General features: G+C 62.9%; 18 protein-coding genes. 11 read left to right on the forward strand and 7 right to left on the reverse strand.

Features of this window, described 5'->3' with window-relative positions; genetic code table 11:
* Window positions 1-73: 73 nt before the first annotated feature.
* Complete coding sequence (locus tag AAHB08_RS09785; protein WP_319917068.1) at window positions 74-814, reverse strand: glycosyltransferase; 741 nt, start codon at window positions 812-814, stop codon at window positions 74-76.
* 358 nt (window positions 815-1,172) lie between these two features.
* Between AAHB08_RS09785 and AAHB08_RS09790 the strand changes: the two genes are divergently transcribed.
* The 4 genes from AAHB08_RS09790 (at window position 1,173) to AAHB08_RS09805 (ending at window position 6,086) form a co-directional block, all read left to right on the forward strand.
* Complete coding sequence (locus tag AAHB08_RS09790) at window positions 1,173-2,015, forward strand: lytic transglycosylase domain-containing protein (RefSeq protein WP_342058815.1); 843 nt, start codon at window positions 1,173-1,175, stop codon at window positions 2,013-2,015.
* A gap of 317 nt (window positions 2,016-2,332) precedes the next feature.
* Window positions 2,333-4,000: an energy-dependent translational throttle protein EttA gene (gene ettA, locus AAHB08_RS09795; RefSeq protein ID WP_005329110.1), complete on the forward strand. Its 1,668-nt coding sequence runs from the start codon at window positions 2,333-2,335 to the stop codon at window positions 3,998-4,000.
* Between the two features lie 132 nt (window positions 4,001-4,132).
* Window positions 4,133-4,468 (forward strand): hypothetical protein, encoded by a 336-nt coding sequence (locus tag AAHB08_RS09800; RefSeq protein WP_342058816.1) that lies wholly within the window; start codon window positions 4,133-4,135, stop codon window positions 4,466-4,468.
* A gap of 262 nt (window positions 4,469-4,730) precedes the next feature.
* Window positions 4,731-6,086 (forward strand): NCS2 family permease, encoded by a 1,356-nt coding sequence (locus tag AAHB08_RS09805; protein WP_171272518.1) that lies wholly within the window; start codon window positions 4,731-4,733, stop codon window positions 6,084-6,086.
* 68 nt (window positions 6,087-6,154) lie between these two features.
* Here the strand turns inward: AAHB08_RS09805 and djlA are convergent, their stop codons facing one another.
* Genes djlA through AAHB08_RS09820 form a run of 3 tightly spaced genes read right to left on the reverse strand, consistent with a single transcriptional unit; the run spans window position 6,155 to window position 8,686 of the window.
* Complete coding sequence (gene djlA / locus AAHB08_RS09810; RefSeq protein WP_342058817.1) at window positions 6,155-6,973, reverse strand: co-chaperone DjlA; 819 nt, start codon at window positions 6,971-6,973, stop codon at window positions 6,155-6,157.
* Window positions 6,974-6,992: 19 nt separating this feature from the next.
* A complete protein-coding gene (murU, locus tag AAHB08_RS09815) occupies window positions 6,993-7,661 on the reverse strand; it encodes an N-acetylmuramate alpha-1-phosphate uridylyltransferase MurU (RefSeq protein WP_342058818.1) in 669 nt (222 codons plus the stop codon).
* Entirely contained in the window at window positions 7,658-8,686 is a 1,029-nt protein-coding gene (locus tag AAHB08_RS09820) for an aminoglycoside phosphotransferase family protein (protein ID WP_342058819.1), read from the reverse strand. Before AAHB08_RS09820 ends, murU begins: the two co-directional genes overlap by 4 nt.
* Before the next feature lie 174 nt (window positions 8,687-8,860).
* Here AAHB08_RS09820 and lptD point away from each other — a divergent pair, with 174 nt between their 5' ends.
* The 6 genes from lptD to AAHB08_RS09850 are packed head-to-tail and all read left to right on the forward strand — an operon-like array spanning window position 8,861 to window position 15,638.
* Window positions 8,861-11,293 (forward strand): LPS assembly protein LptD, encoded by a 2,433-nt coding sequence (gene lptD, locus AAHB08_RS09825; RefSeq protein ID WP_342058820.1) that lies wholly within the window; start codon window positions 8,861-8,863, stop codon window positions 11,291-11,293.
* Between the two features lie 30 nt (window positions 11,294-11,323).
* Window positions 11,324-12,616: a peptidylprolyl isomerase SurA gene (gene surA, locus AAHB08_RS09830; RefSeq protein WP_139435016.1), complete on the forward strand. Its 1,293-nt coding sequence runs from the start codon at window positions 11,324-11,326 to the stop codon at window positions 12,614-12,616.
* A gap of 14 nt (window positions 12,617-12,630) precedes the next feature.
* A complete protein-coding gene (gene pdxA, locus AAHB08_RS09835) occupies window positions 12,631-13,626 on the forward strand; it encodes a 4-hydroxythreonine-4-phosphate dehydrogenase PdxA (RefSeq protein ID WP_342058821.1) in 996 nt (331 codons plus the stop codon).
* Entirely contained in the window at window positions 13,616-14,443 is an 828-nt protein-coding gene (rsmA, locus tag AAHB08_RS09840) for a 16S rRNA (adenine(1518)-N(6)/adenine(1519)-N(6))-dimethyltransferase RsmA (RefSeq protein WP_162519146.1), read from the forward strand. The genes pdxA and rsmA overlap by 11 nt, the downstream gene beginning before the upstream one ends.
* Before the next feature lie 4 nt (window positions 14,444-14,447).
* Window positions 14,448-14,810 (forward strand): Co2+/Mg2+ efflux protein ApaG, encoded by a 363-nt coding sequence (gene apaG, locus AAHB08_RS09845; RefSeq protein WP_202047092.1) that lies wholly within the window; start codon window positions 14,448-14,450, stop codon window positions 14,808-14,810.
* A 6-nt stretch (window positions 14,811-14,816) separates the two neighbouring features.
* Window positions 14,817-15,638, forward strand: coding sequence for a symmetrical bis(5'-nucleosyl)-tetraphosphatase (locus AAHB08_RS09850; protein WP_342058822.1), 822 nt, complete (start codon window positions 14,817-14,819; stop codon window positions 15,636-15,638).
* Between the two features lie 101 nt (window positions 15,639-15,739).
* Here AAHB08_RS09850 and AAHB08_RS09855 read toward each other — a convergent pair whose 3' ends face one another.
* Window positions 15,740-16,225 (reverse strand): 2TM domain-containing protein, encoded by a 486-nt coding sequence (locus AAHB08_RS09855; RefSeq protein WP_342058823.1) that lies wholly within the window; start codon window positions 16,223-16,225, stop codon window positions 15,740-15,742.
* 170 nt (window positions 16,226-16,395) lie between these two features.
* Entirely contained in the window at window positions 16,396-17,385 is a 990-nt protein-coding gene (locus AAHB08_RS09860) for a luciferase-like monooxygenase (protein ID WP_342058824.1), read from the reverse strand.
* A 235-nt stretch (window positions 17,386-17,620) separates the two neighbouring features.
* Between AAHB08_RS09860 and AAHB08_RS09865 the strand changes: the two genes are divergently transcribed.
* Complete coding sequence (locus AAHB08_RS09865) at window positions 17,621-20,506, forward strand: HD domain-containing phosphohydrolase (protein WP_342058825.1); 2,886 nt, start codon at window positions 17,621-17,623, stop codon at window positions 20,504-20,506.
* Between the two features lie 71 nt (window positions 20,507-20,577).
* Here AAHB08_RS09865 and AAHB08_RS09870 read toward each other — a convergent pair whose 3' ends face one another.
* Window positions 20,578-21,948, reverse strand: a complete 1,371-nt coding sequence (locus tag AAHB08_RS09870) for a YjiH family protein (protein ID WP_139435027.1) — start codon at window positions 21,946-21,948, stop codon at window positions 20,578-20,580.
* Window positions 21,949-22,283 lie beyond the last annotated feature (335 nt).

The raw sequence follows: 22,283 nt of genomic DNA on the forward strand, positions 1-22,283 counted from the left end.
TGCAACCCGCCGACATGCAGGGCAAGCACATCCCTATCCAGCCAGATCGACGGCAACGAAAGCAGGGTCTCCATCACTCCAGCATCTCCCTGACTTCGACCACCTTGGATCGGCGTTGCAGCCACCAGACGCCGACCACGTCCACCAGCCCGACCCAGAGCCGGTTCCAGACCCCGTACTTGGAGACACCCGCCTGCCGTGGCCTGTGATTGACCGGCCAGGGGGACATGCGCCCGCCCTGGGCCTGGATCAGGGCAGGGATGTAGCGGTGCATATGGTTGAAACCGGGCAGGCGCAGATACCAGTCGCGCCGCACCACCTTGAGACCGCAGCCGGTATCCGGGATCCCGTCCCGCAGCAACAGATCGCGAAAACCGTTGGCCAGCCTGGACGAGAGGCGCTTCACCCAGTCATCCCGGCGATTGACACGGTGACCGATGAGCCCCACTTGATTCTTGTCCGAGGCGAAGCGGCGCCTGGCCTCCTCCAGCATGGCGGGAATGTCGGCCGGATCGTTCTGGCCATCCCCGTCGAGCACCACCAGCCAGTCGCCGCGCCCCTGGCGCACGCCGCTCAGCACCGCCATGCTCTGGCCGACGGCCCTGGCATGACGCACCACCCGCAGCGCGGGGAATTGCGCCTTCAGACCGCAGAGCAGGGCATAGCTGTCATCCTCGCTGCCATCGTCCACATAGATCAGCTCGTAGCTGTATTTCCCCGCCAGCGCGGCATCGATCTCGCCGATGAGGGGGGCCAGATTGTCCCGCTCATCCTTGGCGGGCACCACGACAGAGACATCGATCGAATCAACCATATGCGCTTCCCAATCATGACGAAGGATGCAATCGGTTCGACTGCGTCCCCCATTTCTATTTTATCGACAAGGTGGCTAACATCATGCAAATACAAGACGTTAGAGTGCAAGACCGGCAGTTTATTGCCCCGACAGTAACAAATCCATCAATTTGAGTTGTGCCGCAAGCAGAGGGGCTGACCGCGTACACTCCAGACTCCCCATCACACTCACCAGAAGCGCCTTTTTTACTCTGCCAAAAGTTCCAGACCGTTTTCATCTCTGATGGCCTGACACATAACCAGATGTTCCATCCCCTGGCTGGCGCCCCCCCCATATCGGGCCTATATCTTCCGGATACTAATTCGAGGTATCCATCATGCAGAGACTCTGCACCTGGGGCTGGGGAGTCCTGCTGCTGCTTGCCACCTCCTCCCATGCCGACACCTTTCGCCAGGCCCCCAAGGCCATGAGCGCCTTGCGCCAGGGCGCCGCCATGGAGCAGAGCAACCCGCGGCGAGCCATAGCCCACTACTGCACCGCAGCCAGCCTGGGCAACCCGGAAGCCTACTATCGCATCGGCCGCCTGCTGGCTCGCGGGCCCCAGGGGATCCGCAGCCCCCGCCACGCCAACGCCTACCTCGCCATGGCCATGCGCCTTGGCAATCAGCAAGCGGCTCGCTACTACAACGAGCGGGTGGGCAACGCCCCCCTTGGCACCTGTGGCGTCGGCGGGGGTGGAGGCGGCGCTCCCTGGGTGCGCCCCAGTGCCCCCTTCGATCAGGATAGCTATCTGGCCCGCCAATCCCTCACCAAACAGAAGCTGGCCGTCATGATCCGCCAGGCCGCCCACCGTCACAAGGTCGACCCCCAACTGGCGCTCGCCATCGCCATCGCCGAGTCCAATCTCAACAGCACAGCCGTCTCCCCCAAGCAGGCGCAAGGGGTCATGCAGCTCATTCCCGAGACCCAGGTGCGCTTCGGCGTGACCCGCCCCTTCGACGCCCAGCAGAACATCCGCGGCGCCATGATCTACCTGAAGTGGCTGGAGAAGCAGTTTGGCCCCGACTGGGTCAGGATCAGCGCAGCCTACAACGCCGGTGAACAGGCCGTGATCCGCCATGGCGGTGTACCGCCCTACCAGGAGACCCAGGAGTATGTGCAGCGGGTGCTCTACTACTCGGGGCAGGACGCGGCCAAGAGCACCAGGCGGCCCCGCTGACCCCTGGCAAAAGCTGATCCCATGACTTCTCAAGGTCGGCTGATGAATCCTATCGAGCCAGAATTAAGGAAGTCTTAAGCCAGTTCGGCTCGAAACCCTGACCGGGCATCTGCCAGATGCTCGCCGCTTTTCACCCCTCTGCCGATGGGACTCCCTGCACTCAATGCCCCGGTTGTCTACTTTGCCGCCCTCTTCCCATTGGTTTACAATCGACGGGTTTTTTGGAACCGGGTCGGCCCCTGCCGACCAGGCCCCACCACGACGTCAGTTTGTTAATGCAAAGACATTAAACTGCTGAAAAGGAAGAGAATTAGCCAATGGCTCAATTTATTTACACCATGAACAGGGTAGGCAAGGTCGTGCCGCCCAAGCGTCATATCCTCAAGAACATCTCCCTCTCCTTCTTCCCGGGCGCCAAGATAGGCGTGCTGGGTCTGAACGGCGCCGGTAAATCCACCCTGCTGCGCATCATGGCGGGGATAGACACCGAGATCGAAGGGGAAGCCCGTCCGCAGCCCGGCATCAAGATCGGCTACCTGCCCCAGGAGCCGAAGCTGGATCCGGAGCAGACAGTCCGCGAGGCGGTGGAAGAGGCGGTCGGCGAGGTGAAACGCGCCATGGCTCGCCTGGATGAGGTCTATGCGGCCTATGCCGACCCGGATGCGGATTTTGACAAGCTGGCCCGCGAACAGGGCGAGCTGGAAGCCATCATCGCCGCCCAGGGTGGTCACAACATGGAGAACCAGCTGGAGCGCGCGGCCGATGCCCTGCGCCTGCCGGCCTGGGACGCCCAGATCAAGCACCTCTCCGGGGGTGAACGCCGCCGGGTAGCCCTGTGCCGTCTGCTGCTGGAAAAGCCGGACATGCTGCTGCTGGACGAACCGACCAACCACCTGGATGCGGAATCCGTGGCCTGGCTGGAGCGCTTCCTGCACGACTACGAGGGGACCGTCGTCGCCATCACCCACGACCGCTACTTCCTCGACAACGTGGCGGGCTGGATCCTGGAGCTGGACCGTGGCGAAGGTATCCCCTGGGAAGGCAACTACTCCTCCTGGCTGGAGCAAAAGGACGCCCGTCTGGCTCAGGAAGCCAGCTCGGAAGCGGCCCGTCGCAAGTCCATCGAGAAGGAACTGGAGTGGGTGCGTCAGAACCCGAAAGGCCGTCAGGCCAAGTCCAAGGCCCGTATGGCTCGCTTCGAGGAGCTCAACACCAACGACTACCAGAAGCGCAACGAGACCAACGAGCTGTTCATTCCGCCCGGACCCCGTCTCGGCGACAAGGTGGTGGAGGTGGCAAACCTCTGCAAGTCCTACGGTGACAGGCAGCTGATCGACGATCTCTCCTTCTCCATTCCGAAGGGGGCCATCGTCGGCATCATTGGTCCGAACGGCGCTGGTAAATCCACCCTGTTCCGCATGATGTCGGGTCAGGAGCAGCCGGACTCCGGCACCATCACCCTGGGCGATACTGTGGTGCTGGCCTCGGTGGATCAGTTCCGCGACAGCATGAACGACAAGAAGACGGTGTTCGAAGAGGTCGCCGACGGTCAGGATATCCTGCGCATCGGCAACTACGAGTTCCCGAGCCGTGCCTACATAGGTCGCTTCAACTTCAAGGGCGCCGATCAGCAGAAGCGGGTCGGCGAGCTGTCCGGTGGCGAGCGCGGCCGTCTGCACCTGGCCAAGCTGCTGCAAACCGGCGGCAACGTCTTGCTGCTGGATGAACCGACCAACGATCTGGACATCGAAACCCTGCGCGCCCTCGAGAACGCCCTGCTGGAGTTCCCGGGTTGTGCCATGGTCATCTCCCACGATCGCTGGTTCCTCGACCGTATCGCCACCCACATCCTGGACTACCAGGACGAGGGCAAGATTGCCTTCTTCGAGGGCAACTTCACCGAATACGAAGAGTGGAAGAAGAAGACCTACGGCGCCGACGCCGTCCAGCCGCACCGCGCCAAGTACAAGCGCATCGCCAAGTAAGCGGACCGCCATGCAAGCGAAGTGATGCGTCGCCCCATCAGGGGGATTGCAACGTCACAAGGGGAGCCCGGGCTCCCCTTTCTTTTGCCTTTTCGCTTACACTCTCCCGCTTCCCCCTACCGGCACTCACCGATGACCCAGACCAGCGCCCCCCCGAAGAGAGTCACCATCCAGATCCGGATCGAACCCGGCTGCCTGGGCCCGGATGGCAAGCGCCACATCGATACCTTCTGCACCGCGGCCAGCCGGATCTTTGCCGCCATCGAACCCGACCGGGTGAGCTGGGTGCTGCTTCCCCGCCATGACAAGCAGTTGCCCGAGCAGGCCTACTTCATCGACGGGCGCACCCTGAGCGAGGCACAGGCCGGCCTGCTGCTGCAGCGCATGGGGCTGACGCTCGCCACCTTGCAGGAGCACAGCGACGCCGTGCTGGCCCAGCTGGTGGAGCGCTACCTCAAGAGCCGCTGAGGGGCACCATGGCAACACAAGCCTCTATCGAACCTTGTTTTTGCACCTCGACGGGCAAACGTTTGAATTTTTACTCTATTCATTGATCCGCCTCGCAGATCCGGGGTTTGTAAACGTCGCCGCCTGTGTAAAAATGTGCGCGCTGTCACGGTATCAGGACGAGTCTGGTCGCTCAGTCGCCAGAAACAGGGCAACCCAGCCCCCATGGATGGAGTTGACTGTTCGCCTGCTGCTTATTTCACGTCACCCATTGGAATCCAACATGAATCAACCACACAACGCCACAGAGCAGGCAGCCAACCCGGCCGCCGGGCAAGGATTGCTCGAGCGCCTGTTTGCCCTGAAAGGCCATGGCACCACGGCCCGCACCGAGGTCATCGCCGGCATCACCACCTTCCTGACCATGGTCTACATAGTGTTCGTCAACCCGCAGATCCTCTCTGCGGCGGGCATGGACACCCAGGCGGTATTCGTCACCACCTGCCTCATCGCCGGTATCGGCAGCATTCTCATGGGGTTGCTGGCGAACCTGCCCATCGCCCTGGCCCCCGCCATGGGGCTGAATGCCTTCTTCGCCTTCGTGGTAGTGGCCGGCATGGGCTACTCCTGGCAGGTCGGCATGGGCACCATCTTCTGGGGCGCCTTAGGATTGCTGATCCTCACCCTGCTGCGGGTACGCTACTGGCTGATTGCCAACATCCCCCTCACCCTGCGGGTCGGCATCACAGCCGGCATAGGCCTGCTCATCGCCCTGCTCGGCCTGCACAACGCCGGCATAGTGGTGGCAAGCCCCGCTACCATGGTGACGGTGGGCAACCTCACCTCCCTGCCCTGCCTGCTGGGGCTGCTCGGCTTCTTCCTGATCTGCATCTTCTCCGCCCGCGGTGTGCACTCCGCCGTGCTGATCGCCATCGTCGTCACCACCACCCTGGGCTGGCTGTTTGGCGACGTGACCTTCAAAGGCTTCGTCTCTGTGCCGCCGAGCATCACCCCCGTCTTCGGTCAGCTGGACCTGATGGGATCGCTGGACATCAGCCTCGCGGGGATCATCTTCTCCTTTATGCTGGTCAATCTGTTCGACTCTTCCGGCACCCTGATCGGCGTCACCAACCGCGCCAAGCTGGCGGATGACAAGGGCCACTTCCCGCGCATGAAGCAGGCGCTGGTGGTGGACAGCGTGAGCTCGGTCGGCGGCGCCTTTATGGGCACGTCATCGGTCACCGCCTATATCGAGAGCAGCTCAGGGGTGGCCGTCGGCGGCCGTACCGGCCTGACCGCCATCGTGGTCGGCGTGCTGTTCCTGCTGGCGATCTTCTTCTCCCCGGTTGCCGCCATGGTACCGGCCTATGCCGCCGCCGGCGCCCTCATCTACGTGGGGGTGCTGATGTGCTCCGAGCTGACCCGGGTGAAGTGGGAAGACCTGACCGAAGCGGTGCCGGCCTTCATGACAGCGGTGATGATGCCGTTCAGCTTCTCCATCACAGAGGGGATAGCCGTGGGCTTCATCTCCTACTGCGTGATGAAGGCGGGCACCGGCCGCTGGCGCGAGATCAACCCCTGCGTGCTGGTGGTGGCCCTGCTGTTCGTGCTCAAGTTCGTCTGGGTCGACAGCCACTAATCCCGGCTTTCGCATACAAAAATGCCCGTCATCGACGGGCATTTTTTATGGCTGGCAAAGGGCAGGGTTCAACGGATGCCGCGGGCCTCGCGGATCCACTCCCAGGCCTGCTGGATCTCCTGGGTCTTCTCCTTGGCCATCTCCATCATCTCGGGGGGCAGCCCCTTGGCGGCCAGCTTGTCCGGGTGATGCTTGCTCATCTCCTTGCGATAGGCGCGCTTGATATCCTGATCGCTGTCGCTCTCGCTCACCCCCAGCAGCTGGTAGGCATCCTTGAGGCGATCCTCGGAGGGGGCCTCCTGGCGGTATTGTTGCCCTTGTCCACCCTGCTGCTGGCGGTGGAAGAAGTTCATCTGCGCCTCCGCCATCGCCAGGATCCGCGCCAGCTCGATACGGCTGAAGCCGAGCTCGTCCGCTATGGTCTGCAGGATGGCACGCTCGTTGGCCTCCACCTTGCCATCGGCAAAGGCGGCCTGCAGCTGCACCTCGAGGAAGAAACGCAAGATGTCGCGCTGCCCCAGGCTGGCGCGGCGGAACTCCGCCAGGGTTTCGCGCAGCGGGAAATCGCTCTCCTTGCCCTGGCGGAACGACTCCTGGGCCCGCACCCGCTGCTCGCCGGAGAGTCGCATCCTGTCCATCAGGCTGGAGGCGACCCGGATCTCGTGCTCGGTGACCTGACCGCTCGCCTTGGCGATGTGGCCCATGACGGCAAAGGTAGCGTGGAAGAAGACCGCCTGCTGCTGCTGGCTGGGAGCTCGCTGGAACGCCCCCCGAATGCCCATGCCCCGATCGAAGCGGTGGCCGATCCAGAGGCCAAGCAGGGCGCCGAAGATGTTGCCGAGCAGAAAACCGAAGAAGGCGCCAAGCACCTTACCCCAAATACGCATGGTTCAAGACCTCGTGATGTTAATGAGTGCCGGCAAGCAGCTGATCATCCAGCTCCCGCAGCCGATCGACTGTGCCTATGTCCCGCCACTCGCCGGCCAGCAAACTGCCACCGACCCGGCCTTGTGCCATCCAGTCGCGCAGCAGGGGTGCCAGCTTGCGGGCACCGCAAGGCAGGGAGACAAAGGCCGCCGGGTGATAGAGGCCGACGCCGCTGAAGGTGAGGGCTGGCACGTCCAGCACCCGGCCGTCTCGCAGGGAGAAATCCCCCCGAGGGTGCTGGGGCGGATTGGGTACCAGCCAGAGATGGGCCAGGTCATCCTCCAACGGCTGATTCACCAGAGCGCCATAATCCGCATCAATCCAGGTATCGCCGTTGATCACCAAGAAGGGCTCTGCCCCCAGCAGTGGCAATGCCTGCACTATGCCGCCAGCGGTCTCGAGGGCACTCTCCTCCGCCGACCACAGGATCTCGACCCCGAACTGGCGGCCATCGCCGAGGGCCTCCACCAGCTTGTGACCGAGCCAGGCGTGGTTGATGACCAGCCGGGTCACCCCGGCCGCCTTGAGCTTCTCGATGTGGTGGACGATGAGAGGCTTGCCCCCCACCGCCAGCAGCGGCTTGGGCAGCAGGTCGGTGAGCGGGCGCATCCGCTCCCCACGGCCCGCGGCCAGGATCATCGCCTTCATGACGGCTCCCCGGCACGCCGTGCCTCAGCCGCCCGGGCCAGGCCCGGCAGCACTACCTGCTGCAACCAGTCGCCGAAGCGGGCCAGCACAGGATGCTCGGCCCCATGCTGGCGGCACACGTCCACCACATAGCCCAGGGTGCGGGGGATGTCCTTGAGGTAGCCGGACTTGCCGTCGCGATGGTAGAGACGGGTGAAGAGGCCGGCCGCCTTCAGATGGCGCTGCATGCCGGTCAGGTCGGCGTGACGACGGAAGCTGGCATAATCGAGCCCGTCGAGCAGGCCGGCCCCTTGCAGGGTGTCGAAGCCGAGTCGCATGCCCTGCTCGATCACCTCATCGGGCCAGCGCACGTAACAGTCTTTCAGCAGGGAGACCAGATCGTAGCTCAGGGGCCCGATGACCATGTCCTGGAAGTCGATGACGGCAAGCCGGCTGTCGTCCGGCGTATCGCCGCCGCACACCATCAGGTTGCGGCTGTGGAAGTCTCTGTGCATCACCCCCTGGGGCTGGGCCAGGTTGTTCTGCGTGAGGCAGGCGAACATCTCGTCCAGCAGTTGCTGTTCGGTCTCGCCGAGACTCAGATGCAGGTGATGACCCAGCAGCCACTCGGGGAAGATGGCGTTCTCGCGGGCCATGAAGGCCTCGTCGAAGGGCTCGAGCTCGAGCCCCACCGATCCGAGCCGGGGCAGCAGGGCGATGGCCTTGCCATACCAGGCCAGCACGTTGTCATCGTTCAGGCAGCCGATAAGCTGGGTATCGCCAAGGTCACTGACCGCCAGCAGCCCCTGCTCATAGTCGACCCCCTTCACCTCGGGGGCCAGCAGCCCAACGCCGTGCAGGGCGGCGGCATTGCGAACGAATTCATGATTTTTTTCGGTTTTCGGATTAGCATCCACCCACACCAGGCCACCTCCACGGAAGTAGCGGCGGAAACTGGCGTCACCGGAAATAAGCGTCAACGAGAGGTTGGCATCACCGGTAATCCGGCGTGCCCATTGCAATAGCAGGGAAGCGCGATCGTGCATGAGTCGGGAACCAAATTGGAAAGCAGCACTTGGCTGTTAGCCCTGGCCGCAATAATGCTTTATCATTGCCGGCTAACATAAAGCAATGACATGCAATGTCAACTCGATGGATCCTGACATAAAATGCATGCCCTGAATCAACCGTTTTTACTACGGATTGCGCGAGCCCTTCACATGACAAAATGGACACTGGGGTCTTCTTATCCCATCGCCCTGACCATCAGCCTTGTTCCTGCCCTGAGTCCGTTCACGGTACAGGCGGCGCCCCTCAATGCGCCACCGGCCACCGGGATCCTCAACAGCCTCTGCTATGACTATGTCCCCAAGGTCGAGAAACCCAGCGCGGATCAGGACGCCAATGCCCAGCCCGTCGAAGTGGATGCCGATCGCCTTGAGGCCAAGCAGGGTGGCACCGCCGTCTATGAAGGTGACGTCAAGGTGCGTCAGGGCGTGCGCAAATTTGACTCCGACTACGCCCAGCTCGATCAGAAGAGCCGGGATGTCATCGCCATCGGCAACATCTATTACAACGATGGCCAGATTACTGTCACCAGCGACAAGACCCTCAAATCCAACCTAGACACCAAGAACTCCGAGCTGGAAGAGGGCAAGTATCAGGTGCATGGTTCACCGGTGCGCGGCTTCGCCGAAAAAGTCACCATGACCAACAACAACCAGAACATCACCCTGGAGGGGGCCCAGTACACCACCTGCCCACCGGGTCAGGAGGCCTGGACCCTGAAGGCGGGCAGCATCGACATCGATCAGTCCGAGGTGTTCGGGGAAGCCTGGAACGCCAGCCTCTGGCTCTATGACTATCCGGTCTTCTATTTCCCCTATATCAACTTCCCCATCAAGGATGAACGCAAGACGGGCCTGCTCTACCCGGGCTATACCCAAAGCTCCAAGAACGGCATGGACATCACCCAGCCGTTCTACTGGAACATAGCGCCGAACTACGATGCCACCATCACCTCCCGCTTCATGGACAGACGGGGCCTGATGGAGCAGGTCGAGTTCCGCTACATGCCGGACCCGGCCCACGTGGGCAGCCTCTATTTCGAAAACCTGGCGGATGACAAGCAGTACGACGAGACGGACAGCCTCAACGATCACCTCTCCGATGGTCACCGCTACCTGCTCAGTGCCCGCCACACCTCCATGTTCATGGACAACGCCATGCGGGTGTCGGTGGACTACACCAAGGTGCGGGATCAGGACTACAACTACTTCAACGACTTCTCCCCCAAGGTGGGGACCCAGGTCGACAACCAGTTGCAGCAATCCCTGAAAGCCGGCTATTTCCAGCAGAGCTGGAACCTCAATGCCGAGGTGCGCACCTACCAGATCCTGCTGGCCAGCGCCCAGCAGCCCCACGAGCTGATGCCGCGTATCAACCACAACTACTACCAGCAGGGCAGCTGGTACGATCTGGCCTGGAACACAGAGCTGACCAACTTCGGCTACAACAACGACCAGGCCATCGAGCAGAACAAGGGTAGCGCCTACACCGGCACCCGGGTCTACACGGCCCCCACCCTGACCATACCGCTCATCGACGAAGCCGGCTACTTCCTCGACAGCCAGTACAAGCTGATGTACACCCGTTACGATCAGACGGTGCCGGATGACATGAGCAGCACCTTCACCAACCGATTCACGCCGCAGGGTGGGGGGGATGTCACCCTGGAAGAGGGCATCATCACCCGGGTGCTGCCTTCGTTTCGCCTCAAGGGCGGCATGACCTTCGAGCGCGACCAGCAGTGGTTCGGCGAAGGGGCCAGCCAGACCCTGGAGCCCGAGTTCCAGTACCTCTATGTGCCCTACAAGGATCAGGACAACATCGGGGTCTACGACTCCACCACCATGCGCCAGGACTACTACAGCCTGTTCAGCGACCGCCGCTTCGCCGGCCTGGACCGCATCAGCGACTCCAACCGGCTCTCGGTCGGCGTCACCACCCGTATCTATGATCCGGCCGGAGATGAACGAATTCGGCTGGCCGTTGCCCAAGCCTTCGACTTCGTGGCGCCCAGGGTCAAGCTCTACTCCAGCGACGAGCTGAGCACCAATACCCGCTCCCCGCTGTCGTTCGAGGGTGACGCCAAGATCAACGAGCAGTGGTATGCCCATGCCGGGGCACAATATGATCTGGAGCAGCGTCAGATAAGCTCCTCCAACAGCGCCCTGGAGTACCGCCACGAGAAGCTGATCAGCCAGTTGAGCCATCGCTTCGTGCGGGACGCCAACTACGACCTGGATCGCAAGGGCGAGGTGACGGATCTCAACCAGATCGGCCTGCTGTTGACCACACCGCTCAACGATCAGTGGCACCTCTATGGCGGCTACTATCAGGAGCTCGATCAGAACGTCAAAGTTGACCGCAAGGTGGGCCTGAAATATGACTCCTGCTGCTGGAGCATCAACTTCAACCTGGAGTGGGTCAATACGCCGGACAACGTGAACCTGGCCCCGACGTCCGAGCGCAGCCTCGGCATTCAATTTGAAATGAAAGGATTGGGTAGCGTGGGTACCGGCTCCAAGGGCACCTCCCTTGACACCGAAGCACTGCCTTACATTCGTCCGTTTAACCTGCGAGACCAATAACGGGTCTGGCAAACGCCTTGAGAGATGGATATGAAGAAGACGTTGATTTCCCTGCTGACCGCAGGCCTGTTTGGAGTCATGAGCCAGGGCGCCCTTGCCGCGCCCGAGCTGGTGGACAAGGTGCTTGCCGTGGTCAACAAGGACGTGGTGCTGGCCAGTCAGCAGGAAGCCCTGGTACAGAAGGTGAAGGCTTCCGCGCAGGAGAGCGGCCAATCCCTGCCCGATGACGTCACCCTGCGCAAGCAGGCGCTGGATCGTCTGATCCAGGAGAGCCTGCAGCTGCAGCTGGCGGATCGCCAGGGGCTCAAGATCAGTGATACCCAGCTGGAGCAGGCCATCCAGAGCATAGCCGCCGACAACAAGATGAACCTGGAGCAGCTGCGTGCCCAGCTCGAACGGGAAGGGCTGACCTATGCCCAGTACCGGGAAGAGGTGCGCCGCGAGATCCTGATGAACGAGGTGCGCCGCAGCCAGGTTCGCCGCCGCATCAACATCTCCGAGCAGGAGGTGAAGCAGGTGGTCGAGGCCCTGAGCAAGCAGGGCCAGCAACAGACCGAGTACCATGTCGGCCACATCCAGGTTGCCCTGCCTGACAACCCCAATGCCGAACAGCTCAACGCCGCCAAGGCCAAGATAGAGCGCATCCTGGCTGCGCTGAAAGAGGGGGCGGACTTCCGCAAGCTGGCCATCGCCGAGAGCAACGGCCCCAAGGCCCTGGAAGGGGGTGACTGGGGTTGGATGAGCCCGCAGGAGATGCCCACCCTGATGTCCGAGGCGGTACAGGGCGCCGGCAAGGGCGATATCGTCGGTCCGCTGCGCTCCGGCGCCGGTCTGCACATCATCAAGATCTTCGACACCAAGGGTCAGCAGCAAGTGATGCAGACCGAGGTGAAGGCCCGCCACATCCTGATCAAGCCCTCCATCATACTGAGCGAGGAGAAGGCCAAGGGGACCCTGGACGGCATCTTGCACGACATCAAGAGCGGCAAGGCGAGCTTTGCCAGCATGGCGGAGAAGTACTCCGAGGATCCGGGCTCTGCGGTGCAGGGTGGCGAGCTGGGCTGGTCTGATCCCAACGTCTATGTGCCGGAATTCCGCGACATGGTCAACCGCCTGCAACCGGGCCAGATCAGCGAGCCCTTCCGTACCAGCCACGGCTGGCACATAGTGCAGCTGGAAGATCGCCGCAGCCAGGATGCCACCGGCAAGGCCCAGGAACAGCGCGCCTATCAGCTCATCTTCAACCGCCGCTTCACCGAAGAGTCCCAGGCCTGGCTGGATGAGCTGCGCGACGAAGCCTACATCCAGATCGAACCCAATTAATGGGCGACGAGCAGATGAACAGCCATCGTCTTGCCATCACGCCGGGTGAGCCCGCCGGCATAGGCCCGGACCTGGTGCTGCAGATAGCCCAGCGGGACTGGCCGCACCAGCTGGTGGTGATTGCCGACCCGGCGCTGCTGCGCGAGCGCGCCGCCCTGCTGGGGCTGCCCATCGAGCTGGAACCCTATGATCCCGCTGCCCCCGTGAGGGGTCAGCGGGCGGGCACCCTGACGGTCTGTCCCGTCCCCCTCGGCGCCCCCGTGGTGCCGGGCGAGCTCGACGAGGGCAATGGCGCCTATGTACTGGCCACCCTGCAGCGCGCCTGCGACGGCAACCTGAGCGGCGAATTCGCCGCCGTGGTGACAGGCCCGGTGCACAAGGGGATCATCAACCAGGCGGGCGTCTCGTTCAGCGGCCACACCGAATTCTTCGCCCAGCAGTCAGACACCGCCGACGTGGTGATGCTGCTGGCTACCGAAGGGTTGCGGGTGGCGCTGGCGACCACCCACATTCCCCTCGCCTACGTGGCCATGGCCATCACGCAGGAGCGCCTTGCCAAGGTGATCCGCATCCTGGATGCGGATCTCAAGGGCAAGTTCGGCATAGCACACCCCAGAATTTACGTCTGCGGCCTCAACCCCCATGCCGGGGAAGGGGGCCATCTCGGCCGTGAAGAGATCGACGTGATCGAACCCGCCCTGGCCAGTCTGCGCCAGGAGGGGATAGATCTGGTCGGCCCCTTGCCGGCCGACACCCTGTTCCAGGAGAAATACCTCAAGGATGCGGATGCGGTACTCGCCATGTACCACGACCAGGGGCTGCCGGTGCTCAAATACAAGGGCTTTGGCAACTCGGTCAACATCACCCTCGGACTTCCATTCATCCGTACTTCGGTGGATCACGGCACAGCGCTGGATCTGGCAGGCAAGGGCCTGGCAGACTCGGGCAGCCTGGTCACCGCGATTAACCACGCCATCCAGATGGTAGAGAAAAAAAGATATGAGCAGTAAGGTGCAGAGCAACAAGGTGCACATGGGCCACACGGCCCGTAAGCGTTTCGGTCAGAACTTCTTGCACGACCGTTATGTGATCGACCAGATCGTCGCCGCCATCAATCCGCAACCGGGTCAAAACCTGGTGGAAATCGGCCCGGGTCTGGCGGCACTGACCGAACCGGTCGCCTCCCAGATGGACAAGATGACGGTGGTCGAGCTTGACCGAGATCTGGCGGCTCGCCTGCGCGAGCACCCGACCCTCAAGGAGAAGCTGACGGTGATCGAGGCCGATGCCATGCGTTTCGACTTCGGCACCCTGATGGGAGAAGGCAAACCGCCCCTGCGCATCTTCGGCAACCTGCCCTACAACATCTCCACCCCGCTCATCTTCCACCTGTGCGAGTTCGCCGACCGGGTGGAGGACATGCACTTCATGCTGCAAAAGGAAGTGGTACTGCGTCTGGCCGCCGGTCCCGGCAGCAAGGCCTATGGCCGCCTGAGCGTGATGACCCAGTACTACTGCCAGGTCGTCCCCGTGTTGGAAGTGGGCCCGGGCGCCTTCAAGCCGGCCCCCAAGGTCGACTCGGCCGTGGTGCGCCTCATCCCGCACAAGAACCCGACCATAGTCGCGAAAGACATCCGCTGTCTGAGCCGGGTCTGCACCGAGGGCTTCGGCCAGCGTCGCAAGACCATCCGCAACAGCTTCTCCAACTTCATCACCGACGCTCAGCTGACCGAGCTTGGCATAGATGGCAACCTGCGCCCGGAGAACCTCTCCCTCGAGCAGTTCGTCATGATAGCCAACTGGCTGGCCGATCAGCAGCAGGCCTGATCCCATGGCATCCCCCCGGATAGTGGTTCGCCCGCACCCCAGCTATGTGGCGGGCACCGAGGATCCCTACCATTTTCTCTATCTCATCGAGATAGAGAATCTGGGGCCGGGCAAGGTGCAGCTGCTGCATCGGCGCTGGCTCATCACGGATGCCAATGGCAAGATGCTGGAAGTGGAAGGTCCCGGGGTCGTGGGCGAGCAGCCCTTCATCGCCCCCGGCGAGACCTTCACCTATCAGAGTGGCGTTCCCCTCCCCACCCCCTTCGGCGTGATGGAAGGCAGTTACACCCTGCAAGACGAATCGGGGCAGCAGTTTGAGGCCCCCATAGCCCCCTTCACACTGGCCGTTCCCAACATTATCAACTGAGGTTTCATGGCGAATTGTTTCGTCGGTGATATCCAGGGCTGCTACGACGATCTGCGCCGTCTGCTGGATCTTGCCGAATTCGACCCCGACAACGACACCCTCTGGCTGTGCGGCGATCTGGTCGCCCGCGGGCCGGACTCTCTCAACACCCTGCGTTTCGTCAAGTCACTGGGAAACCGCGCCGTGACCGTGCTCGGCAACCACGACCTGCACCTGCTGGCGGTGGCTCATGGGGTCGCCCCCCTCAAGAAGAAAGACAAGCTGCAGGCCCTGATGGAAGCCCCGGATCGGGACGAGCTGCTGGAGTGGCTGCGCCACCGTCCCCTGCTGGCGGAGCACCCGGATCTCCCCATCATGATGATCCATGCCGGTCTCTCTCCGGCCTGGGATGCCCACACGGCACGCAGCTGTGCCCGCGAGGTGGAGACGCTGCTGCGCGGCGATCAGTACAGCTGGCTGCTGCACAACATGTATGGCGATCAGCCCGATAGCTGGGACGAAAATCTGCTGGGGATAGAGCGCTACCGCTACATCATCAACACCTTCACCCGGATGCGCTTCTGCTACTTCGATGGCCGGCTCGACTTCAAGTGTAAGAAGGGGCCCACGGAGTCCACTCCCGGTCTGCGTCCCTGGTTCGAGCAGCGGGAGCACCATGTGGACGATCCCATACTGGTGTTCGGCCACTGGGCGGCCCTGATGGGAGCCACCGGCAAAGATGACATCAAGGGGCTGGACACCGGCTGCGTCTGGGGCAACAGCCTCACCCTCTGGCGCTACGAGGACGATGCCCTGATAGCGACCCCCTGCCCTGCCTATGCCAAGTGAGGCGACCCCCTGCCTCCTTATGGCAAGCAGTCATCAGGAAGAGCTGATATAAAACGGGCCCGGCATTGCCGGGCCCGTGCTTTATGGGGTGAGGTCGTGGTTTACAGCTTGCGCCCCAGCCGTTTCTCGACCTGGCGCCGCTCCCATTCGGGCCCGAACAGCCTGAATGGCTGGAACAGGTTGATGGCGTGGGACATCAGGCCCAGCCCCCAGCCCAGCATGGGCCACCAGGCCCAGATATAGTCCGGGTTGCTCAGGTAGTTGATGACAAACAGCCCCCCTATCACCAGCACATAGCTGATGAGGTGGCCGTAGAAGCCCTTGAGCCCCTCGACGAACTTCATCGCCTCCCGCTCATCCCTGGCCACATGCACTGTCCCCTGGCTGTCGGTCTCGTTCCCTTTCATCTCGCTCTCCTGCAGTTGAGTCACATCGAGCTCAAAGACGGCGGCCAGGGCCTTGAGGGATTCCAGTCCGGGCTGCTGGCCCTGCTCGATCCGCTGTATGGTGCGGACACTCAAGCCAGTCAGGGTCGCCAACTGATCCTGGGACCAACCCCGCTGCAATCTCAACTTCCTGACGATCATCTTGGACTCCTTGTGGTGATTGACGGGGCCAGCATAGAGCCGACACGGCGAGAGGTGACACGACAGAGGGCCGACATAAACCTGACTATCGTTTCAAATCAAAGACTTGAAATATGAACGGGAGGTTCACCCCGGTGCGGGCACACGAGCTGGTGTGCCCGCACAGGCCGTCACAGGCTCCGCATCAGCTCGGCGGCGATCTCGAAGGAGCGAAGTCTGGCCTGATGATCGACGATGGGGCCGTTGAACATCAGCTCGTCGGCCCCGGTTTCGGCCAGCAAGGCCTTGAGGCCGTGACGCACCTGATCCGGATCCCCCACCAGGGAGCGGGCCAGGGTCTGCTCCATCGCCATCAGCTCCCGGGGTGACCACGCCTCTCCCAGGCTCTGCACCGGCAGCGGCAGCTTGCCGGCATCCCCCCGGTAGAGGCGCAGGAACTGCTGCTGGAGCGTGGTGAACAGGAAGCGGGCCTCCCGGGTCGTGTCGGCGGCGATCAGGTTGATGCAGACCACCGCATAAGGCTTGGGCCAGCGCGCGGAAGGGCGGAACTGGGTACGGTAGATCTCGAGTGCCTGCAACAGCAGGCCGGGGGCAAAGTGAGAGGCAAAGCCGAACGGCAGCCCCATGGCGGCCGCCAGCTGGGCACTGTAGAGGCTGGAGCCCAGCAGCCAGATCGGCACATGCAGCCCCTGACCGGGCACCGCCTGCACAGCGCCCACCTCGTCACCGAAGTAACCCATCAGCTCGCGCACGTCCGCAGGAAAGTCATCCACCTCGCCGCTGCGCTGGCGGCGCAGCGCCTGCATGGTGCGCTGATCGGTACCGGGCGCACGGCCAAGACCGAGATCGATGCGATCCGGGTAGAGAGAGGCGAGGGTGCCGAACTGTTCCGCGATCACCAGGGGGGAGTGGTTCGGCAGCATGATGCCGCCGGCCCCCAGCCGCAGAGTGCTGGTGGCACCGGCCAGATGGCCGATGAGCACAGAGGTGGCGGCACTGGCGATCCCCGGCATGTTGTGGTGCTCCGCCAGCCAGTAGCGGTGGTAGCCCCAGCGCTCGGCATGGCGGGCCAGATCCTGCGAATGACGAAACGACTCGGCCGGCTGGCTTCCTTCGGGGACGGGCACCAGATCCAGGACGGAATAGGGGATGGCAGACATGGGACACTCCATTGATTCACAGGCGATTCACCAGTTGAGCAATGTAGCACGAGATATCTGAATGAATCACCTGACCAGGCTGCCGGGACCCGCGCCATGCAGCTCGCGGCAAGGGGAACGCCAGAAGATAAAGCCCCCCCCCCCTTCTGGCCCCACCTCCTATGCTTTTTGTCATCTTGCGAGCACACTGTTAGCAGATCATCGCGGGGAGCCCCCGCAGGACAAGGACAGGTCCATGACAAAAGCAAGCCTCGGCAGCAAGCCCTTTTACGTGCACATTGCCACCCTCTTCATACTGCTGTTCTCCGTGCTGGGGGGCGCCCTCATCATGCTGCAGTTTCAACAGGGCATGCAGCAGGGGCTGGAGCACGAACGGCAAAACTTCCAGCAGTACAGGGAACAGCTGGCGCTCGCCATCAAGCTGAACCAGCGCCCGGCCCGCATGTCGCTCAGCCTGTTGCGCAGTGGCCAGCTGGCCGCCATGACCAGCCTGGAGTCCCGCCTCGGCTACCTGCCCCAGCTGGCCGAGGTGCTGGCCAACAGCGCCAGCTATGGCGCCATCTATGCCGGTTACGAGAACGGCGACTTCTTCCTGGTGCGCAAGCTGACCGAGCGGGCCAGGGGGTTGCTCGACAACCCCCCTCCCGGGAGCCACCTGCTGGTGCAGAGCCTGAGCCAGGGCCGGGGAGAGTACCTCTATTTCAACCAGCGCCTGCGGCTGCTGGAGCGGCGGCCCATGCCGGACTACCAGTTCGATCCCCGCGATCGTGGCTGGTACAAGGAGGCTCGCTGGGGCACCGGCATCATAGTGACCCACCCCTATCTCTTCTTCACCACCAAGGAGCCGGGCATGACGCTGGCGGTGGAGAGCGACGATCGCCGGGCTGTGATCGGGCTGGATGCCGGCGTGGAGGGGCTCTCCTCCCTCATCGGCGAGCTGCCCCTGCCGAGCCACTGCCAGCTGGTGATGTTCGACGAATTCGGAACCCTGCTGGCCACGGATCCCGAGCAGCTGCCCAGTTTCGAACAGCTGAGCCGCCTGCCCATGCTGTCTGCGCTCAAGCACCCCATACTGGCCAGGTTGCAACAGGAGATGGCCTCCAGGCCCGCCCTGCTGCACGAGCCGGCCGAGCTGACGCTGGACGATGGCAATGGCCGTGACTGGCTGGTCAACCTCTCCTCCCTCGACGAGGACTCCCCCTTCTACCTGGCCCTGCTGGTCCCGGCGGACGCGCTCACCGCACCGGCCCGCCACGATGCCCTGCGCAACTTGGCCTGGGCATGTGCCGGTCTGCTGCTGCTGCTGCCCGTCATCTGGCTGGTGGCGCGGCGCACCGCCGCCCCCTTGCTGGCGCTGACGCAAGAGGCCGAGCGGATCCAGCACTTCGACTTCGGCGAGAGCGAGCGGCCCGACTCGGCGATCCGCGAAATAGACGATCTCGCCCGGGCCATGTCCAGCATGCGGCTGACCCTGGGCAACTTCATGAGCATGGGTCTGGCGCTGACGGCCGAGCACCGCTTCGATTCCCTGCTCAGCCGCATACTGCAGGAGACGGTGGCGGCGGCCCAGGCGGAGGGCGGTTGCCTCTATCTGGCCCAGGACAGGCAGATGAAGGCGGTTCAGGCCATCTGGCAACGGCAGCCCCTGGATTGTGAGCGGGTGCAGTGGCAGGAGTCCCTGCTCGGCGGCCTCTACCATAGCGAGCGGCTCAGCCTGCCCCTCAACGCCGAGCAGTGGTCGCACTACCTCGCCGACTGGGGCCCCTTCCCCGGCCCCCGCCAGCTGCTGGCCGAGCCCCTCTACAATCACCGCCAGGAGTTGATCGGCTGCCTGTTGCTGATCCTGCCGGACTGCGTACCACGGGAGCTGGCGTCACGCATCAGCCTCATCGAGGCGCTGGCGGGCATGTCCGCCTCCGCCATCGAGAATCAGCGCCTGCTGGAGGAGCAAAAGCAGTTGCTGGAGGCCTTCATCGAACTCATCGCCGGCGCCATCGACGCCAAGAGCCCCTACACCGGAGGCCACTGCCAGCGCGTGCCCGAACTGACCCGCATGCTGACGGAGGCGGCCTGCGCCCAGCAGCAGGGGCCCTTTGGCGACTTTACCCTCAGCGACGAGGAGTGGGAGGCCATCCATATCGCGAGCTGGCTGCACGACTGTGGCAAGGTCACCACACCTGAGTTCGTGGTGGACAAGGCCACCAAGCTGGAGACCATCTACGACAGGATCCACGAGATCCGCACCCGTTTCGAGGTGCTCAAGCGCGACGCCCATATAGAGGCGCTGGCGGCCCGGCTGCCCGCCTCCGATCGGCAGGCAGCCCTCGAGGCCGTGACCCCGACCTGGCAGATGCTGGATCAGGAGTTCGCCTTCGTCGCCGAGTGCAACCTGGGGGGCGAGTGGATGGCACCGGAAAAACTGGCGCGGCTCGATGCCATCGCCAGCCGCACCTGGCTGCGCACCCTGGATGATCGCCTCGGCGTCAGCCCGGAGGAGCTCAGGCGCCATCCCGGGGAGGCGGCGCCGCTGCCCTGCCGCGAGCCACTGCTGGCCGACAAGCCGGCGCACCTCATTCCCCGCCCCGCCCACGACAACCTGGCCAGGCACAATCCCTGGGGCTTCAAGGTGCGGGTGCCCACCCACCTCTACAACCGGGGAGAGCGCTACAACCTCGCCATCGGCCGTGGCACCCTCACCGAGGAGGAGCGCTACAAGATCAACGATCACATCATCCAGACCATCCGCATGCTGGAGCGGCTCCCCTTCCCCCGCCACCTGCGCAAGGTGCCGGAGATCGCAGGGGGCCATCACGAGCGGATGGACGGCACCGGCTACCCGCGCCAGCTGCTGGGTGAGCAGATGAGCATTCCCGCCCGCATCATGGCCATCGCCGACATCTTCGAGGCCCTGACCGCGAGCGATCGTCCCTACAAGTCGGGCAAGACGGTCTCCCAGTCCCTGACCATCATGCAGAGGATGGTGCAGGAGCAGCACATAGACCCGGCCCTGTTCTCCCTCTTCCTCGACAGCGGCGTCTGGCGGGACTATGCCCTGCGCTTCCTCACCCCCGAGCAGCTGGACGAGGCGGCCTGCCAGGCCCTGCTGGCGGAGCCACGCTAGCCGCGATTACCGGGCGCCCATAAAAAAACGGTCAACCGAGGTTGACCGTTTTTTCATCTCCAGGCTGCCCCTTAGAACAGCAGGTGCGCCACACCGGCGATCACCGGCAGTGTCACCAGGGTACGCAGCAGGAAGATGACGAACAGCTCCCACAGCTTGACCGGGATCTTGCTGCCCAGCAGCAGGGCGCCCACTTCCGACATATAGATGAGCTGGGTCACCGACATGGCGGCGATCACGAAGCGGGTGATGTCGCTCTCTATGGTCGAGGCCAGCACCGCCGGGATGAACATGTCGGCGAAGCCCACCATGATGGTCTTGGACGCCGCCTCGGCCTCCGGCAGTTGCAGCAGCTCCAGCAAGGGGACGAAGGGAGCGCCCAGCCAGTTGAAGATGGGGGTGTGCTCCGCCAGCATCAGGGCACAGGTCCCGATCGCCATCACCACCGGCAGCACGCCAAACACCATGTCCAGGGCGTTCTTCACCCCTTCCCGCGCCACGGCGCCGAGATCAGTCATGCTGTCGGCCTTGGCCAGGGCACGCTGATAGCCATAGCTCAGCACGCTGTGCTGATGGGGAATGGCCTCCTGCTTGCGGCACAGGGGAGTGCCGTCGCTGTAGACATCCTTCTTCCAGGAGAGCGGGGGCAGGCGCGGCACCACTATGGCGGCAACCACGCCGGCCAGGCAGACGGTCAGGTAGAAGGGGACGAACATGTGCTCCAGCTTCACCTGGGAGATCACCACCAGACAGAAGGTGATGGAGACTGCGGAGAAGGTGGTGCCAATGACGGCGGCTTCACGCTGGGTGTAGAACTTGCCCTCGTACTGCTTGCTGGTAAGCAGGATGCCGACGCTGCCATCCCCGAGCCAGGAGGCGAAGCAATCCACGGCGGAGCGACCGGGCAGGCGGAACACAGGGCGCATGATGCGGGTCATCATGGTGCCGACGAACTCCAGCAGGCCGAAGTCCAGCAGTAGCGGCAGCAGCAAGCCGGCGAAGATGAAGACGGAGAACAGCACCGGCAGCAGATCGTGCAGCACCAGGCCGCCGGTCGCCCCGGAACGCAGCACCTCGGGACCGGCCTCGAAGAAGGTCAGCAGCACGAAGAGGCCCCCCAGCACCCGCACGCAGGCCCAGAAGGGGGAGACGTTGAACAGGCTGTTGAGGAAGGGGCGTCTCACCAGGATCGCCGGCTTGAACAACCAGGCGATCAAGGTCATCAGCATGGTAGTGGTAATGATGGCGCTGACCATGGCCACCAGATAGTCGGCGAACACCGTCTGTACCAGCTTCGCCAGCACGGCGACAGGGATGGTGACATTGCCGTCATAGATGACGGGGGTCATGAACAGCAGGATCCCGATGAGCGACGGGATCAAAAACATCAGCACATTGCGGCGAGTATGGATCGCCGGTGCCTGCAGGGTCTTTTCCAACATGATAGACAGCCTTAAATGTGACTTTTCCTTCAGCCAGGCCGCCTGCATATTCATGCCCTCGCCCGACAAACGGGCGCAAGAATAACCCAAAAAACTGCACAAACAAGCTTTTAATGGATTATTTCAAGCATAAATATTTTATCAGGCAAACCATCCATAAGAACAAACCAAAACAGTCATGCATATCAATTCAATTCAACAGGTTAGCATAATGTTTCATACAGGTTACGTTCAGGGGCGCAGTATAATCAGTTGCGGTTGGCAGGCAATAAGTGGCATGAGAAATATATCTATAAGGTGATCCCGTCGATCCTCCCATAAAAAAAACCGGAGCC

Origin of the sequence: Aeromonas sp. OTU364, assembly GCF_038440395.1 — a bacterium.
Lineage (GTDB): Bacteria > Pseudomonadota > Gammaproteobacteria > Enterobacterales > Aeromonadaceae > Aeromonas.

Excerpts from the sequence above, each read along its gene's own strand:
- AAHB08_RS09785 (WP_319917068.1), bottom strand. The coding sequence starts at position 814 with ATGGTTGATTCGATCGATGTCTCTGTCGTGGTGCCCGCCAAGGATGAG.
- AAHB08_RS09790 (WP_342058815.1), top strand. The coding sequence starts at position 1,173 with ATGCAGAGACTCTGCACCTGGGGCTGGGGAGTCCTGCTGCTGCTTGCC.
- ettA (WP_005329110.1), top strand. The coding sequence starts at position 2,333 with ATGGCTCAATTTATTTACACCATGAACAGGGTAGGCAAGGTCGTGCCG.
- AAHB08_RS09800 (WP_342058816.1), top strand. The coding sequence starts at position 4,133 with ATGACCCAGACCAGCGCCCCCCCGAAGAGAGTCACCATCCAGATCCGG.
- AAHB08_RS09805 (WP_171272518.1), top strand. The coding sequence starts at position 4,731 with ATGAATCAACCACACAACGCCACAGAGCAGGCAGCCAACCCGGCCGCC.
- djlA (WP_342058817.1), bottom strand. The coding sequence starts at position 6,973 with ATGCGTATTTGGGGTAAGGTGCTTGGCGCCTTCTTCGGTTTTCTGCTC.
- murU (WP_342058818.1), bottom strand. The coding sequence starts at position 7,661 with ATGAAGGCGATGATCCTGGCCGCGGGCCGTGGGGAGCGGATGCGCCCG.
- AAHB08_RS09820 (WP_342058819.1), bottom strand. The coding sequence starts at position 8,686 with ATGCACGATCGCGCTTCCCTGCTATTGCAATGGGCACGCCGGATTACC.
- lptD (WP_342058820.1), top strand. The coding sequence starts at position 8,861 with ATGACAAAATGGACACTGGGGTCTTCTTATCCCATCGCCCTGACCATC.
- surA (WP_139435016.1), top strand. The coding sequence starts at position 11,324 with ATGAAGAAGACGTTGATTTCCCTGCTGACCGCAGGCCTGTTTGGAGTC.
- pdxA (WP_342058821.1), top strand. The coding sequence starts at position 12,631 with ATGAACAGCCATCGTCTTGCCATCACGCCGGGTGAGCCCGCCGGCATA.
- rsmA (WP_162519146.1), top strand. The coding sequence starts at position 13,616 with ATGAGCAGTAAGGTGCAGAGCAACAAGGTGCACATGGGCCACACGGCC.
- apaG (WP_202047092.1), top strand. The coding sequence starts at position 14,448 with ATGGCATCCCCCCGGATAGTGGTTCGCCCGCACCCCAGCTATGTGGCG.
- AAHB08_RS09850 (WP_342058822.1), top strand. The coding sequence starts at position 14,817 with ATGGCGAATTGTTTCGTCGGTGATATCCAGGGCTGCTACGACGATCTG.
- AAHB08_RS09855 (WP_342058823.1), bottom strand. The coding sequence starts at position 16,225 with ATGATCGTCAGGAAGTTGAGATTGCAGCGGGGTTGGTCCCAGGATCAG.
- AAHB08_RS09860 (WP_342058824.1), bottom strand. The coding sequence starts at position 17,385 with ATGTCTGCCATCCCCTATTCCGTCCTGGATCTGGTGCCCGTCCCCGAA.
- AAHB08_RS09865 (WP_342058825.1), top strand. The coding sequence starts at position 17,621 with ATGACAAAAGCAAGCCTCGGCAGCAAGCCCTTTTACGTGCACATTGCC.
- AAHB08_RS09870 (WP_139435027.1), bottom strand. The coding sequence starts at position 21,948 with ATGTTGGAAAAGACCCTGCAGGCACCGGCGATCCATACTCGCCGCAAT.